General features: G+C 57.1%; 15 protein-coding genes and 1 riboswitch. Of the genes, 13 read left to right on the forward strand and 2 right to left on the reverse strand.

Annotation, left to right across the window (positions count from 1 at the left end):
• Window positions 1-8 precede the first annotated feature (8 nt).
• The 8 genes from OCY70_RS16765 to OCY70_RS16800 all read left to right on the forward strand — a co-directional run bounded on the left by OCY70_RS16765 (window position 9) and on the right by OCY70_RS16800 (window position 5954).
• A complete protein-coding gene (locus OCY70_RS16765) occupies window positions 9-167 on the forward strand; it encodes an aspartyl-phosphate phosphatase Spo0E family protein (RefSeq protein ID WP_261945010.1) in 159 nt (52 codons plus the stop codon).
• A 75-nt stretch (window positions 168-242) separates the two neighbouring features.
• Entirely contained in the window at window positions 243-815 is a 573-nt protein-coding gene (locus tag OCY70_RS16770; protein WP_213429223.1) for a hypothetical protein, read from the forward strand.
• Window positions 816-853: 38 nt separating this feature from the next.
• Complete coding sequence (locus OCY70_RS16775; protein ID WP_213429224.1) at window positions 854-1429, forward strand: bifunctional adenosylcobinamide kinase/adenosylcobinamide-phosphate guanylyltransferase; 576 nt, start codon at window positions 854-856, stop codon at window positions 1427-1429.
• Window positions 1430-1505: 76 nt separating this feature from the next.
• Window positions 1506-2096, forward strand: a complete 591-nt coding sequence (locus OCY70_RS16780; RefSeq protein ID WP_213429225.1) for a cob(I)yrinic acid a,c-diamide adenosyltransferase — start codon at window positions 1506-1508, stop codon at window positions 2094-2096.
• Window positions 2083-3066: an RluA family pseudouridine synthase gene (locus OCY70_RS16785; RefSeq protein WP_213429226.1), complete on the forward strand. Its 984-nt coding sequence runs from the start codon at window positions 2083-2085 to the stop codon at window positions 3064-3066. Before OCY70_RS16780 ends, OCY70_RS16785 begins: the two co-directional genes overlap by 14 nt.
• Before the next feature lie 140 nt (window positions 3067-3206).
• Entirely contained in the window at window positions 3207-3581 is a 375-nt protein-coding gene (locus OCY70_RS16790; RefSeq protein WP_373871482.1) for an arsenate reductase family protein, read from the forward strand.
• A gap of 181 nt (window positions 3582-3762) precedes the next feature.
• Complete coding sequence (locus tag OCY70_RS16795) at window positions 3763-4662, forward strand: 5'-3' exonuclease (RefSeq protein ID WP_213429237.1); 900 nt, start codon at window positions 3763-3765, stop codon at window positions 4660-4662.
• A gap of 122 nt (window positions 4663-4784) precedes the next feature.
• Window positions 4785-5954 carry a phosphodiester glycosidase family protein gene (locus tag OCY70_RS16800; protein WP_249725331.1) on the forward strand — a complete coding sequence of 390 codons (1170 nt, stop codon included), beginning with the start codon at window positions 4785-4787 and terminating at the stop codon, window positions 5952-5954.
• 29 nt (window positions 5955-5983) lie between these two features.
• On the opposite strand, the gene OCY70_RS16805 is transcribed toward OCY70_RS16800, so the two are convergent.
• Window positions 5984-6280, reverse strand: a complete 297-nt coding sequence (locus OCY70_RS16805; RefSeq protein WP_213429229.1) for a DUF3055 domain-containing protein — start codon at window positions 6278-6280, stop codon at window positions 5984-5986.
• A 225-nt stretch (window positions 6281-6505) separates the two neighbouring features.
• Between OCY70_RS16805 and OCY70_RS16810 the strand changes: the two genes are divergently transcribed.
• Window positions 6506-7567, forward strand: a complete 1062-nt coding sequence (locus tag OCY70_RS16810; RefSeq protein ID WP_213429230.1) for an HRDC domain-containing protein — start codon at window positions 6506-6508, stop codon at window positions 7565-7567.
• Between the two features lie 108 nt (window positions 7568-7675).
• Here OCY70_RS16810 and corA read toward each other — a convergent pair whose 3' ends face one another.
• The gene (gene corA, locus OCY70_RS16815) at window positions 7676-8611 is read right to left on the reverse strand and encodes a magnesium/cobalt transporter CorA (protein ID WP_213429231.1); all 936 of its coding nucleotides are present in this window, start codon (window positions 8609-8611) and stop codon (window positions 7676-7678) included.
• A 511-nt stretch (window positions 8612-9122) separates the two neighbouring features.
• Window positions 9123-9275: riboswitch (SAM riboswitch) on the forward strand.
• A gap of 117 nt (window positions 9276-9392) precedes the next feature.
• Here corA and metA point away from each other — a divergent pair.
• From metA to mqnC, 4 genes are all read left to right on the forward strand, one after another.
• Complete coding sequence (gene metA / locus OCY70_RS16820; RefSeq protein ID WP_213429232.1) at window positions 9393-10334, forward strand: homoserine O-acetyltransferase MetA; 942 nt, start codon at window positions 9393-9395, stop codon at window positions 10332-10334.
• Window positions 10334-11518: an aminotransferase class V-fold PLP-dependent enzyme gene (locus OCY70_RS16825; protein ID WP_213429233.1), complete on the forward strand. Its 1185-nt coding sequence runs from the start codon at window positions 10334-10336 to the stop codon at window positions 11516-11518. Before metA ends, OCY70_RS16825 begins: the two co-directional genes overlap by 1 nt.
• Complete coding sequence (locus OCY70_RS16830) at window positions 11515-12705, forward strand: trans-sulfuration enzyme family protein (protein ID WP_213429234.1); 1191 nt, start codon at window positions 11515-11517, stop codon at window positions 12703-12705. The genes OCY70_RS16825 and OCY70_RS16830 overlap by 4 nt, the downstream gene beginning before the upstream one ends.
• 303 nt (window positions 12706-13008) lie before the next feature.
• Complete coding sequence (mqnC, locus tag OCY70_RS16835; RefSeq protein ID WP_213429235.1) at window positions 13009-14148, forward strand: cyclic dehypoxanthinyl futalosine synthase; 1140 nt, start codon at window positions 13009-13011, stop codon at window positions 14146-14148.
• Window positions 14149-14677: the final 529 nt, after the last annotated feature.

The raw sequence follows: 14677 nt of genomic DNA on the forward strand, positions 1-14677 counted from the left end.
CGTCCAAGATGCTTGCTCTGGAACAGGAGATAAGGATTTTGCGCAAGCAAATGGAGCAGATGTTTCAAGAAGAGCAGTCTTTCACGGCTGAAAGCATGATTGAAATCAGCAGCATGCTGGACTTGAAGATTAACGAGTACATGAAATCGCTCGGCAAGCGATCTTAACATACCGAAGACCCTGAGGGGTCTTCTTTTTTTGCTTATGCCGTTTGTGATATAGTTGGGGGTAGACGGAGAGACATGCTGGAGAAAGGGGAACACATCGTGCGGAAATGGGGATGGATGGGGATGGTGCTCGCACTGGCGCTTGTGCTGGGAGGCTGCGGGCCCAAAGCGGACATATCCGTGTTCATGATGTCGACGACAACGGTGCCATCCGAATTGACCGAGGCGCTGAAGACGGAATTGAGTCAGAAATTGGAGGGGCACTTCACAGTAGACGTGTTCGCGTCGCCGATGTACAATTTGCAGAAATTATTTGTCGAATATGCAGCGGGCGATAACGGCGTGCATGTCGTGCCAGAGGAAGACGTGAAGACGATGAGCAAGCAGGGCGGCCATATCCCGTTGGATGATTATTTCGACAAGGACACATATGAAGAAGGCTATTTTGACGGCATGGTGCTGGAAAAAGCGGAAAAGGGCTATATCGAGCATCAGGAAAAGCATCTATATGCGCTTCCGGCTGAAAAGCTGCCGCTTCTGAACAAGCTCGGCATCACCGAGAAGGGCTTGTTTGTCGCGATTCCGGTGCGCACGCCGAATGTAGAGCGATCCATACAGATTTTGAAGCTGATGGAGGAAGCGAAGTGAAGGCCGGCAGATGATGCGGACGGATGGAGGGAGTCAGTGTGATTATCGGGATTACCGGAGGCCATGGCAGCGGGAAGACAGCGTTCGCGTTGTCCTATGCGGCAGGATTCGGCCGTGAAGGGCTGTACCTGTCGACATTACATACACGCCTTCCCGATGGTATGCCCGATTCTTCCCGTTGCCGGTGGCAGCATCTGCCAGCGGGAGGAGAGCTGCCGGGACTTCTGCATCGGATCAACGAAGAGTCCAATCTGTTCCGGGCGGAACGGAGGGTCGTGGTCGTGGACAGCGCGACCGCCTATCTCGCAGGCGTCCATGCGCAGCTATGGAAGAAACGTCCGGACGGCGGCAATATAGAATATGACGCCATATATATAGAAGAGATTGCGGCCGCCCGCAAGCGGCTGCAGGAGGCCTTGCTCGCCTTTCAGGGGAAGCTGTTCCTTATTACGAACGATCCGCCGGCTTATACGCCGTTCGCGGATCCGAAGGAACGGAGCTATATTATCGAGCATGCGGCTCTCAATCGGGAGATTGCGCGCCGCAGCCATCAATGGTTCCGGCTGGAGGCAGGGATGCCGGAGGAGGTATCGGCCAGGAGGTTCAGAGGATGATGCTTTCCGGCCGCTGCCGTGCTGGGCTACAGACGACATGCTGCGCCGGGCGGCGTCAACACAAGGAGGAAAAGACGTGAGAATCTATACGCGGACAGGGGACGAAGGAACGACAGCGCTTATCGGAGGCCGGGTATCCAAGGATCATTTGCGCGTGGAGGCCTACGGCGAGCTCGATGAATTGAATTCGTTCATCGGCTGGGCGGCGGCATGCTGCCGGGAAGAAGCTTATGAGGAGCTACGCAACCAATTGATCGAGATTCAGCAGGAAGTGTTCGATTGCGGATCGGATGTCGCCTATGCGGAGAAAAAGCAGGGCGAGGCCGTCTATAAGGTGCATGCGGAGCAGGTGGAACGGTTGGAAGCCTGGATCGACGAGCATAATGCGCATACGGAAGCGATCCGCAAGTTCATTTTGCCGGGAGGCAGCGAGGCGGCCTCGGCGTTTCACGTGTGCCGGACGGTGTGCCGCCGCGCCGAACGGCGCCTCGTGACGCTGGCCCGGGAAGAAACCGTGCACCCGCAAGTCATGAAATATGTGAACCGGCTCTCGGATTACTTCTTCGTCGCCGCCCGCCGGGCCAATGCGATTGCATCGGTTCCGGACGAAGAATATGTGCGGAGCGCGGAAGTTTTCCGCCGCAGATCCCGTCATGACGGGTCCTAACGGACGGAAGCTTGCCGCGGAGCTCGAATATATCGTGCCGGAAGGAGACGAGGGGATTCAGCTTCGGGCCGTGTTGCGCTCGCGGCTCAATCTGTCGCGCCGGCTGCTGACCCGGCTGAAGACGATGGAAGGGGCCATTACGGTGAACGGGCTGACGGAGCGAAGCGGCAGGCCGCTTAGCGTGAGAGAGCGCCTTCATGCGGGGGATGTCGTTCACGTGCGGATCGAGGAGGAGACGGTCGAATCGATACCGCCGGAGCCGATTCCGATTGATATCGTGTACGAGGACGACGATATTCTGGTGCTGAACAAGCCGGCGGGAATCGTCGTCCATCCGACGAAGGGCTATCCGGGGGGCACGCTGGCGAACGGGGTAGTGCATTACTGGCGCGCCAAGGGGGAGCTTACCCGCTTCCGGCCGGCGAACCGGCTCGATCAGGAGACCTCCGGGCTGCTCATCGTCGCGAAGCACGGCCATGCCCATCATCAGCTCGCGGATCAGATGCAGACGGATGACATCTGGAAAGGCTATGAGGCGTTCGTCTATGGCGTTCCTTCGCCGCAGGAGGGGACGATTCGGGCTCCGATCGACCGGGACAAGACGGAGCCTCATTTGCGTGTCGTGACAGAGGCCGGCTATGATTCGATTACCCATTACCGGGTGCTGGAGACGTACGGAGAGGAAGCGTCCCTCGTATCCTGCCGCTTGGAGACGGGGCGGACGCATCAGATTCGCGTTCATATGAAGCATATCGGCTGCCCCCTGCTGGGGGACAAGTTCTACGGCGGCGGGCAGCCGGAATCGCCATGGCTCTCCGGAGCGCTGCAGCCGTTGACCCGGCATGCGCTGCATGCGGCCGAACTTCGGTTCAAGCACCCGATGACAGGGGAGCCGATGGAATTCAAGGCTCCGCTGCCGGATGATCTGCTGGCGCTGCGGGAGCGCCTGCGGCATGGGCCGCAGCATTGAATTGAGGGGCTGTTGGGCCAGAGTGGCGCTGGGACTTAGACGGCGGCGCTGCTGGCAAAGGAGGAATGGCCGGGACAAAAGGGAAAACGGCAAGGACGGGCTTGCACAGCCCTGAAAGGACAAGGAAGGAGTTGGAGCAAGTGAAGGTAACGGTCTATCATTATGCGAAATGCGGCACCTGCCGCAAAGCGATTCAATGGCTGAAGGAGCAAGGGCTCGAATTGGAGCTGGTGCCGATCCTTGAGCAGCCGCCAAGCGAGCGGGAGCTGGAGGAGATGATTGAGCGGAGCGGTCTGGAGCTGAAAAAGTGGTTCAATACGAGCGGGGAAGTCTACAAGGAGTTGAAGCTGAAGGACAAGCTGCCTCAGATGAGCCGCGAGGAGCAGATCAAGCTGCTTGCCTCGAACGGCAAGCTTATCAAGCGTCCTGTCGTTACGGACGGCAAGCGGGTAACGGTCGGCTTCCGCGAAGACGACTACCGCGATATGTGGACGACCGCGGCCAAGCATGGCTGATAGCGTTGACGAGACTGACTGGCAGCTTCCACGAGCATGGCTTGCAGCGCTGCGGCCGGATTGACAGGTTGGGGCGTGCGGCGCTGGCGGAAGCCTATGTATGCTATAATGGAGAGCAGTGTCAGCAATATAGAAAAATAGCAATTCTGTCATGAAAAGATAGGAAAGGGGAGCGCGAATGATGTGGGATACGGACACGATGTCCGAGCCGGCCGAGCCGCGCATGCTGCTGGTGGACGGGATGGCTCTGCTGTTCCGCGCGTATTACGCCAGCGCATACGGCGGATCGATCCGCCGCATGAAGGACGGTACGCCGACCAATGCCGTCTATGGATTCATGCGCTACTTCTGGGATGCGGTCAAGCGGTTCGAGCCGACGCATATCGCCTGCTGCTGGGATCTGGGTAGCAAAACATTCCGGGCGGAGCAGTTCGACCAGTATAAGGCGAACCGGGCCGATTGCCCGGACGATCTGGTGCCGCAGTTCCAATTGATCCGCGACGTCATGGACAGCTTCCATATACCGAATGTGTCGGCCGAGGGCTATGAGGCCGATGATTGCATCGGCACGCTCTCGCGGCTGTTCCGCGATGATATGGAAGTGTATGTATTGACGGGAGACCATGACATGCTTCAATTGGTGCATGAGCGGACCCGCGTCGTCATCATGAAGAAGGGACAAGGCAATTATGCCGTCTATTGCCCGCAGACGCTGATGGAAGAGAAGCAGCTTACGCCGGAGCAGATTATCGATGTGAAGGGACTGATGGGCGATCCGTCGGACAACTATCCGGGCGTCCGCGGAATCGGCGAGAAGACGGCCCTTAAGCTGATTCAGCAATATTCGTCGATAGACGGGATTCTTGCCAATATGAGCTCGCTCCCTGCAGGCGTCCGCGCCAAGATCGAGACCGATCTGGAGATGCTGCATCTGTCGCGGCGCCTGGCGCGCATCCATTGCGACGCGCCGGTCGTATGCGAAGCGGATCAATGTGTGTTCCGGCCGCAGCGGGATGCGGTCGCGGCCATGTTCGAGCAGCTTGAGATGACAAGCATTCTTCGTCTGATCGAGACGGCCTAACGATCCGGCTGTCCGCTGCCGATACAATAGATAGCGAGATACGCATCGAATGACTAGAAGACCCTGTCCTCCCTGTATTCGGCACTCTGTATGGGGAGAGATGGGGTCGAATTGTTGGGGGAATGAGAGAGTTGAATCAGGACAATGTATGCCGGGCTCCTTCGGAACGCCGTGCCGGCCGATGGCGTTCCTGCCTTGCGGGCCTGATCGCATTCAGTCTGTTATGGGCGTGGACGCCGGGATCGGAGGTCCAAGACGGACGCCCCGCGGCGTCTGGCGTAGTCGTCGCGGCAGCCAAGCCCGCGAACAAGGTAAGCGTTTCTGTGAAGCGGGTCTCCCTCGGCCGCAAAGTCTTCCGTGTAACCACTGTACGCGTGCCGAAAGGAATGAAGCCGCATGTCTCCTTCGGCAAGGACCGCTTCGGCACGACCGCGACGCTGACCCGCACCGCGAACCGGACCGGAGCGAAGGCGGCGGTGAACGGAACCTACTTCGAGGCCTATGGGGGCCGTCCCGAGCCGTATGGCACCATTATCAACCGCGGCCGGGTCGAGCATACGAGCAACTACGGCACGGCTATCGGCTTCCGTCCGGACGGGCGGGCCGTGATGGACAGCCTGCGCATCGAGATTAGCGGTCAAGTGACGGACGCGGCCACCGAACGCGCTTCATCATGGCATGCCTATTTCGTCAACCGAACGCCGAAGCGGGACGGCAGCGCGGCCGTATTGTACACGCCGCTGCGCGGCAATTCGCTCGGCTTCGCCTACGGGCGGGCCGTCGTCGTTCGCGGCGGCGTCGTGAAGAAGGTGACGGCGGGCCGCAATGTGAGCATTCCGAAGGACGGATATGTGCTTGTCTTCACGGGGACGGAGAAGCCGATGGCCGATCGGTTCCATGTGGGGGATAAAGTAACGATGTCGATTCGTTACACGGACCGGCTGGGCCGTCCGATCGACTGGGACGACGTGCAGGTTGCGCTGGGCGGGGGCCCCCGGCTCGTGAAGGATGGCAAGGTAGCATTGAATCCGCTGGCGGAAGGCTTCAAGGAGGACAAAATATTGTCCAAGTCGGCGATGCGGAGCGGTATCGGCATCCTGCCCGACGGATCGATACTGCTGGCCACGGTTCCATCCGCGACGATGAAGCAGTGGGCGGAGATGTGGAAGAAGATGGGGGCCGTGCAAGCGATGAATCTGGACGGCGGCGCTTCCGCAGGATTGATCGCCAACGGCCGGGTCGTAACCAGACCGGGCCGGGAGCTGAGCAATGTGCTCTGGTTCTCCGAGTAAGCCCGTTCCCGGCCGTCGCGGAATCCGAATCAATCGGTAAAATGCGCGGCGCCGACGACGAGGGACAGGAATTGGCGAAGATCGGCGGCTTCTTCGTCCGTCAAGCGGTAGAAATGCTCCAGATAGCCTTCCTCTTCCAGGTCGTCTTGTCCGAGAATGGCGGTCAGGCCGCTCTGCAGATCGGTGACGAGCGTCTTGCCATAGAAGCGGGAAGTCGCCGTAAGCGCGAGATCGAAGCGGCGCATGCTGCCGCCGATAAACGTAACGAACCTCGTTGACGTTGCTTCGGTATGATCGGCCAAAAAATCGAGTTCATGTGCACTCATGGGACAAGCCTCCTTGTATCGGTAACGCTCTCATTATACCGCACGCTTGCGAAAAGGCCATAATCAATTGACAGATTCTGTAGTCATGCTATAATTTATATAAACTCATAACTAGGACGAGGAAGCACCTCTCATGATGCGCAGAGCCGCATTGGAAGAGGTGCTTTCTTTTTTGCGTTTCTAGGTATGAGCGGCATTGAGAAGCGAGAAGGAGGAAGGTAGATCATGCAGGTTGTATGGATGGCGCGATTGGAGCGAGGCATGGAGGAGGAAGGGAGCGAGAAGGGGCCGAAGCGCGGCGGCAAGCGGAAGGAAGATTCGTCCGCCGCTCCCTTCGGGCTCCTGACCGCAGGCGAGGAGCAGGGGCAATGGATGGTGCTGTGGGAGGCGGAAGGCGCGGAACCGGAGATCTGGTTCGAAGGCGGCGATTGGGCCGAGATGCGGGCATCGCTGCGGCGGGGCATGGCGCGGCTCATGAGCGCAGGCTACCGGCTGTCGCTCGGCTTCGTTCCGGAGGTGGATATTCATGAGCGCCGCATGCGGGAGCAGCAGGAGTGGATCGCCTGCTATGCCGATCTCCATCCGAATGCGGAGGTGTATGATCGGCTGGCTCAATGGCGCAGGGAAGCGGCCACGAGGCTGAGACGCGCTCCGTATTGGATCGCGTCGAACCGGATGCTTCGCATGGTCAGCGCCTATTTGCCGCAGAGCCTGGAGGAGCTGGAGCAGATTCCGGGCTTCGGCGCGGTGAAGGTCCGCGACTTCGGCGAAGAGATTATTCAGATGACGAAGCAGTATGCCCGCGCGACGGACTTCCCGCTGGACTGGGTGGCCGCTGCCGTCAGCGAGCCTGAATTCGCCAGATGGGTCTATGCCGAATGGGAAGCGAAGCAGGCGAATGAGCTGGCCAAAATATCGGAGCGCCGCTTGCTGATGGAAGGGCTGCAGCAAGGGATGGGGATCGAGCAGCTGATGGATCGGCTGCAGGTGGATCGGCGCGAACTGATTATGCGCATCGAGAAGATTGCGAAGGAAGGAGGCGCGTTCGAGCGGCTGGCCGAGGAGGAGCTGGCTTCGATGCCTCCCGCCGAGCGCGCGGCGGTCGAGTCTGCCCTCATTGAATTGGGGGACGAGTATATCAAGCCGATCTATATCAAGGCATTCGGCGAAGCGGCGCTGGAGGTGCCGACACCCGAGCTGCAGACCAACTATGAACGGATACGCTTCCTCCGGCTTCTGCACCGGAGACGGAAGAGCCGGGAGGCGCGGCAGGCGAAGGCCGGTTAATCGGGGAAAGCATGAACAAGCCCGCATCCCTTGTTTCGGGAGGCGGGCTTGGGCTTCAACGTGCGTCTTCACGCGTCTTTATCCTATAAGGCCGTTTGCAGGAAATCTTTATATCCAGTCTTTTTTGCGGAACAGGTAGAACATGAGGGCTCCGAGTATGAGCATAAAGCCGATAATATAAAGCGAGCCGTAGGCCCAGTCCATGAATGGAATATAATCGAAGTTCATCCCGTAGATGCCGGTAATGAGCGTCAGCGGCATGAAGATCGTCGTAATCGCGGTAAATACGCGCATGATGTCGTTCGCGCGGTTCGCGATGCTGAGCTGATACGATTCCCGCAGGTTGCCCATCAGATCGCGGAAGGTCTCGAATGTCTCGGAGACTTTGACCGCATTTTCATAGATATCCCGGAAGTACTTCTGCAGATCATCCTCGATGAGGCGGAGATCTTTCCGGTAGAGGACCAGCAGCACTTCTTTTTGCGGCGCCATTCCTTTTTTCAGCCATAGAATCTCGCTGCGCAGACTGATGATCTCGTTCAGATGAGCCTTCTTGGCGTTGACGATCAGTTCTTCCTCCAAGGTGTCGATCTTGGCTTCGATCCGATCGGCTACCGAGAAGTAGTTATCCACGAGAAGATCGATCAAGTGGTACAGCATGCGGTCGGCCGCGCTCACCTGCTGCTCCCACAGCATCGGCTTGACCATGCGCAATTCATTGATTTTCTGCTTCGTCACGGTGATGATGTAGTGCTTGCCGAGAAATATATTCAAGGCCCGCAGGAATATCTCCTCATCGTCGAAGCGGATGCTGTTCAGCACGATGAAATAATGATTTTCATAGATTTCGATTTTGGGCCGCTGCTCTTCTTCGCTCATGCAGTCCTCTACCGCGAGATCATGTATGGAGAACAAGGGCTGCAGCTCGACCAGATCTTCCATATCGGCATCTAACCAATAGAAGCCGTTCTCCGGCGGAGTCAATGTCATCTGTATGTCATCCACCGGCGTAAAGACGCCTTCGTTTACTAGACGGATTTTCAATGCTATCTCCCCTTCGGCCGCATGTCGGATGCGGCAGCTTGCTTCGTCTGTTCAGACGATTCGGGCCGGGCAGATGCAGGTGAGAGCCGTTGAACCTCGTCTCCGGGCACGGCAGTTATCCGCGCATGATGCTCGGGGATGGGCATAATGACAGAACGCGACAGCCGTCAAGCTGCACGGAGTCCCGCCGAATCGCCTTCTTCGGTTGTCCGTTCGTACCTCGGCATTGCCTCGGGTCGCCATCCATCCGAAATTCACCCCAATTTGAAATGATTTACGATAATCTTCGAACGCATTATGACAACGGTGCCGCGCAGGCACCTGTTTAGTATACTGCTCGGCCCGTCCCTTTTTCAAGACAAAATCGGTTCGCTGCGGCGTACATGGAATACGATATGCCGGAAGGAGAAAAAGGTGATTTACCTCTTGACTTCTGGCTCGACTTGCCTTTAAATTATTACCAAGTCCTACTCGGCTTCACGGGACTGCAATCGAATATGATATGTTAGCAATCTTATCAAGAGCAGGTGGAGGGACAAGCCCGATGAAACCCGGCAACCGGCCAGATGCGCAGAGCCGTTCTTGCATTCAAGGACGTATCTGCGGCGTGCACGGTGCTAATTCTTGCGGTAGCGGTCAGAAGACTGCTGCTGACAGATGAGAGAGGCGCATGAATCCAGGCAATGCACAACCTTTCTCGAATGTCGGGAAAGGTTTTTTTGTACCCTTTTCCCGCAAGCGACAACCAAACGATGATGGATTTATGAAGGAGGAGAGCGTCATGCCGATCAAGATTCCCGATCATTTGCCGGCCAAAGAAATATTGTCTCAGGAGAATATATTCGTCATGGACGAAACCCGCGCGTATCACCAAGATATTCGTCCCTTGCGAATTGTCATCCTGAACCTGATGCCGACGAAAGAGACTACCGAGACGCAATTGCTGCGCCTCATAGGCAATACGCCGCTGCAAGTGGATGTGACGCTGCTTCACCCGGCGACGCACACGTCCAAAAATACATCCGCGGAGCATTTGTCTTCATTCTATAAGACGTTCGATGAAATCGAAGAGCAGCAATTCGACGGCATGATTATTACGGGGGCGCCGGTCGAGCAGATGGAATTCGAGAAAGTGACATATTGGACCGAGCTGTGCCGCATTATGGAGTGGTCTTCCGCCAACGTGACGTCTACGTTCCATATTTGCTGGGCTTCGCAGGCCGGCTTGTACTTCCATTACGGCATTCCGAAATATCCGCTTGAGCGCAAAATTTTCGGCGTGTACCCGCACTATACGACCTTGGATAATGTGAAGCTGACGCGCGGCTTCGACGACGTGTTCCTCGTGCCCCAGTCCCGGCATACGGAGATTCGCCGCGAGGACGTGGAGCGCGTCCCTGAGCTGGACATTCTCGCCGAGTCGGAAGAGGCGGGCGTCTATATCGTGGCGACGCGGGACGGGAAGCATATTTTCGTGACCGGACATTCCGAATACGACCCTTGCACGTTGAAATGGGAATACGATCGGGATATCGCCAAAGGGATGGAGATGGATCTGCCGGTCAATTACTTCCCGAACAACGATCCGTCGCGCCAGCCGCGCTCGTCGTGGCGCGCTCATGCCAATCTTTTGTTCTCGAACTGGCTGAACTACTATGTCTATCAGGAAACGCCGTACGAACTGGGCAAAGCCGTATTGCGTAAGAAAGGGGCCAACGTATAATGGTGCAGCGCAACGAAGCCGATTACCGCATGGAAAGCCGGCTTGCCCAGATCGGGTCGGTTCACGATCCGGCGACAGGAGCCGTTAATTATCCGATTTACCAAGCCACCGCTTATCGTCATCCGAGATTGGGACAGAGCACGGGCTTCGATTATATCCGTACGAAGAATCCGACGCGCGCGGTGCTGGAGGAAGCGGCAGCCGCTCTGGAGCATGGCGATGCCGGCTTCGCCTGCAGCTCGGGCATGGCCGCGATACAGACGGTGTTCGCCAAGTTCGGGCAAGGCGATCATCTGATCGTATCGCTCGATCTGTACGGCGGCACTTACCGTCTGCTGGAGCGGATATGGTCCCGCTGCGGGGTCACTGCGACGTATGTCGACACGAACGACCTGGATGCGCTGGAGTCGTCCCGCACACCGGAGACGAAGGCGGTCTTCATCGAGACGCCGACCAATCCGTTGATGATGATTACGGATATCGAGCGGGTGGCGGCCTGGGCGAAGAAGCATGGCCTGCTGACGATTGTGGACAATACGTTGCTGACTCCGTTCTTCCAGCGCCCGCTGGAGCTGGGAGCGGACATCGTCGTACATAGCGCGACGAAGTATCTCGGCGGCCACAACGATGTGCTGGCCGGCCTTATCGTGACGAAGGGGCGCGAGCTGTCGGAGGAGATGGCTTTTCTCCATAACTCGATCGGCGCCGTCCTGAGCCCGTCGGATTCCTATCAGCTGATGCGGGGCATGAAGACGTTGGCCCTGCGGATGGAGCGCCATGAATACAATGCGACCCGCATCGCGGAATGGCTGCTGGAGCACCCGGCGGTCGAAGCGGTCTATTACCCCGGACTGGCGGATCATCCGGGCTGCGAGATTCAGCGGCGCCAGTCCTCCGGCAACAGCGGCATCTTCTCCTTCCGCTTGAAGGATGCCCGCTATGTCGATCCGATTCTGCGCCATTTGAAGCTAATCGCGTTCGCCGAGAGCTTGGGCGGCGTCGAGTCGCTCATGACGTATCCGGCGGTGCAGACGCACGCTGACATTCCGGCGGAGATTCGGGACCGGATCGGGGTGGACGATCGGCTGCTGCGCTTTTCCGTCGGCATCGAGCATGTCGACGATCTGACCGCAGATCTGGCGCAGGCGCTGGAAGCGGCCCGGTTGGAGGTGGAGCAGGGATGAGCGGACCCGGGTCAAATAAAGCGAATCCGGCTTCGAAGCGAGGACAGGGAGTGGATTTTGCCACGAAGCTGATTCATTTCGGCGGGGAGATCGACAAGACGACAGGCGCGTCCAGCGTGCCGATCTATCAGGCCACGACGTTCCATCATCATGATATTTACGAGCCGCCGGAATTCGATTATTCGCGCTCGGGCAATCCGACCCGGCAGGCCTTGGAGGATTATATCGCCCTGCTGGAGGGAGGGACGAACGGCTACGCGTTCGCTTCCGGGATGGCGGCGATCTCCTCCGCCTTTCTGCTATTTTCCGCAGGCGATCATATTATTGTAACCGAGGATGTGTACGGCGGGACGTACCGGCTGCTCACGACGATTCTGAACCGGCTTCGGATTGAATCGACCTTCGTCGATATGACCGATCTCGATCAGGTAAAAGCGGCCCTGCGTCCGAATACGAGGGCCGTCTATATGGAGACGCCGTCCAACCCGACGCTCAAAATTACGGACATCGCTGAGGTATGCGGCTGGGCGAAGGAGCACGGGCTGCTGACGCTGCTGGACAACACGTTCATGACGCCGTATCATCAGCTTCCGATCGTCCATGGGGTGGACATTGTCCTCCACAGCGCGACCAAGTTCCTGAGCGGACATAGCGACGTGCTGGCCGGATTGATCGTGACGGCGACCGAGGAGCTGGGCGCGCGCATCAAGCAGCTTCAGAACGGGCTTGGCACGGTGCTCGGCGTGCAGGACAGTTGGCTGCTTATGCGCGGAATGAAGACGCTGGGCGCGCGGATGAGCCACGGCGAGCAGAGCGCCCGCCGCTTGGCGGCTTGGCTCGAGGAACGAGGCGACATCAGCCGGGTCTATTATCCCGGCCTGGCGGATCATCCGCGCCGCGATGTTCACGAGAAGCAATCCGCAGGCTACGGCGCGGTCGTCTCGTTCGATGTCGGCTCCGGCGAACGGGCGAAGCGCGTGCTGAACCAGGTGAAGCTTCCGCTGGTCGCCGTCAGCCTCGGCGCGGTGGAAAGCATCCTGTCCTATCCGGCGATGATGTCGCATGCCTCGATGCCGGCGGATGTCCGGCTGGAGCGCGGCATCACGGACGGGCTGCTGCGGTTCTCCGTCGGACTGGAGCATATCGACGATCTGCTGCAAGATTTGGATCAGGCATTGAGCGACTGACAGACCGTTCGCTGCTTTATTTCTTCTTATATATACGGCATTATGCCCTCTTCAGCACGGAGAACCGGCTATGTTAGGCGTCGGGTTTCGCTGGAGAGGGTGCTGTTTTTTCGCCCATAATTGTGGTACGATTATGAAGTCATTGACATGAATGGTCCTATGCCCGGACGGGCAGCGGCTTCATGTCAGGATCGGATATCGAATGACTTACGAATAGTGGAGCATCGTACCGGATGCATCCGCTTCGTGCTGCATGTACGCTCATACAGCATGCAACTTATGAGAGAGGAAGTGACTGTGACGATGTCACCGATTGATCGCATTTTGGATAAAGCGCTGCGCGGTGAACGTATCGACACGGATGAGTGCGTGACGTTGTTCGCGTCCGATCAGGTAGAGAAGATCGGGCATGTCGCCAACCAGATCATGTTGAAATGGCATCCAGATCCGATTGCCACGTTCGTCATCGGACGCAATGTGAATTATACGAATATCTGCGATACGTACTGCCGGTTCTGCGCGTTCTACCGCGCCCCGGGCTCCAAAGAAGGCTATGTGCTTCCGGATGAAGTCATCTTCCAGAAGATTCAGGAGACGCTCGATGTCGGCGGTACGGAAATTTTGATGCAGGGCGGAACCAATCCGGAGCTTCCGTTCAGCTATTATACGAATCTGCTCAAAGCGATTAAGGAGCGCTTCCCTAGCATTACGATGCATTCCTTCTCTCCAGCGGAAATCATGAAGATGAAGGAAGTGTCGGACGGCTTGTCGCTGGAGGACGTGGTGCGCGCGATTCACGAGGCGGGTCTCGACTCCCTGCCGGGCGGCGGCGCCGAGATTCTGGACGATCGCACCCGCCGCAAGATCAGCCGGCTCAAAGGCTCCTGGCGCGACTGGATGGATGTGATGCAGACCGCGCACAAGGTGGGCATGAACACGACCGCGACGATGGTCGTCGGCTTCGGCGAGCTGCTGGAGGAGCGCGCTCTTCATCTGGAGCGGGTCCGCACGGCTCAGGACGAGTGCATCGAGAACGAGTATCCGTCCAAGGGCTTCCTTGCCTTCATTCCATGGACGTTCCAATCGGAGAATACGAATATGAAGGCGGATCCGGTCAGCCCGGAGGAATATTTGAAAACGCTGGCGATCAGCCGCATCTTCCTTGATAATATTCCGAACTTCCAAGCCTCCTGGGTCACGATGGGTCCGGAAGTGGGCAAGAAGACGCTGAGCTACGGCTGCAATGACTTCGGCAGCACGATGATTGAGGAAAATGTCGTCTCCGCGGCAGGCACGACGCATAAGGTCAATATCAGCAGCACGCTGCAGCTTATCCGCGAGGCCGGCAAAATTCCGGCGCAGCGGGACACGAAGTACAATATTTTGAAGGTGTTCGACGACGAGAACGTGAAGGTGGATCGCGACTTCGTCATGCAAAATTAGTTCTGCCAGAGGGCGGACATCTTAATTATTGTTTAGGATGCGCTTGATTCCGTTATTTTATAGGGCATCGCTTGTGCGGTGTCTTTTTTTTAATATTATAGAATTTATAACTCTTTTGGGACTTCATTTGGACTCGTCTCTCAGTAGAAAAAATTTTTAAAACGCTCTGTGTGCTAAGTTTTGATTAGGAAAATGGACAATCTCCACGCCTTCGTAAAAAAAGGGGTTTCCAACGGCCTGAAAACTGCACAATTTCCCTAGACACGTCTATCCCGGTAGGCGAAATCCGCAAAACTACACGATTTGTCCAGACACGTCTATCCGGTAGCAGAAATGCTGCACAAATACAGCAATTCGATATGGACGACTTCACCAGAAAGTTAATCCTGCAAAACTGCAGGAATTTCACCCGTTTCGCTTCGACTTGGCACTAGCCTTGCACCAAACCTGACATGAAAAATATATTTCTCATTAATTACTTTTTCTTCAATTTATTGATCGATTATATCTGGTAACTCATAAAAAAATC

The organism is Paenibacillus melissococcoides (genome assembly GCA_944800085.1).
Taxonomy (GTDB): Bacteria; Bacillota; Bacilli; order Paenibacillales; family Paenibacillaceae; genus Paenibacillus_B; species Paenibacillus_B melissococcoides.

Excerpts from the sequence above, each read along its gene's own strand:
- OCY70_RS16830 (WP_213429234.1), top strand. The coding sequence starts at position 11,515 with ATGAGCGGACCCGGGTCAAATAAAGCGAATCCGGCTTCGAAGCGAGGA.
- OCY70_RS16805 (WP_213429229.1), bottom strand. The coding sequence starts at position 6,280 with ATGAGTGCACATGAACTCGATTTTTTGGCCGATCATACCGAAGCAACG.
- OCY70_RS16795 (WP_213429237.1), top strand. The coding sequence starts at position 3,763 with ATGTGGGATACGGACACGATGTCCGAGCCGGCCGAGCCGCGCATGCTG.
- OCY70_RS16770 (WP_213429223.1), top strand. The coding sequence starts at position 243 with ATGCTGGAGAAAGGGGAACACATCGTGCGGAAATGGGGATGGATGGGG.
- OCY70_RS16810 (WP_213429230.1), top strand. The coding sequence starts at position 6,506 with ATGCAGGTTGTATGGATGGCGCGATTGGAGCGAGGCATGGAGGAGGAA.
- OCY70_RS16800 (WP_249725331.1), top strand. The coding sequence starts at position 4,785 with ATGAGAGAGTTGAATCAGGACAATGTATGCCGGGCTCCTTCGGAACGC.
- OCY70_RS16785 (WP_213429226.1), top strand. The coding sequence starts at position 2,083 with ATGACGGGTCCTAACGGACGGAAGCTTGCCGCGGAGCTCGAATATATC.
- mqnC (WP_213429235.1), top strand. The coding sequence starts at position 13,009 with ATGTCACCGATTGATCGCATTTTGGATAAAGCGCTGCGCGGTGAACGT.
- metA (WP_213429232.1), top strand. The coding sequence starts at position 9,393 with ATGCCGATCAAGATTCCCGATCATTTGCCGGCCAAAGAAATATTGTCT.
- OCY70_RS16765 (WP_261945010.1), top strand. The coding sequence starts at position 9 with ATGCTTGCTCTGGAACAGGAGATAAGGATTTTGCGCAAGCAAATGGAG.
- OCY70_RS16825 (WP_213429233.1), top strand. The coding sequence starts at position 10,334 with ATGGTGCAGCGCAACGAAGCCGATTACCGCATGGAAAGCCGGCTTGCC.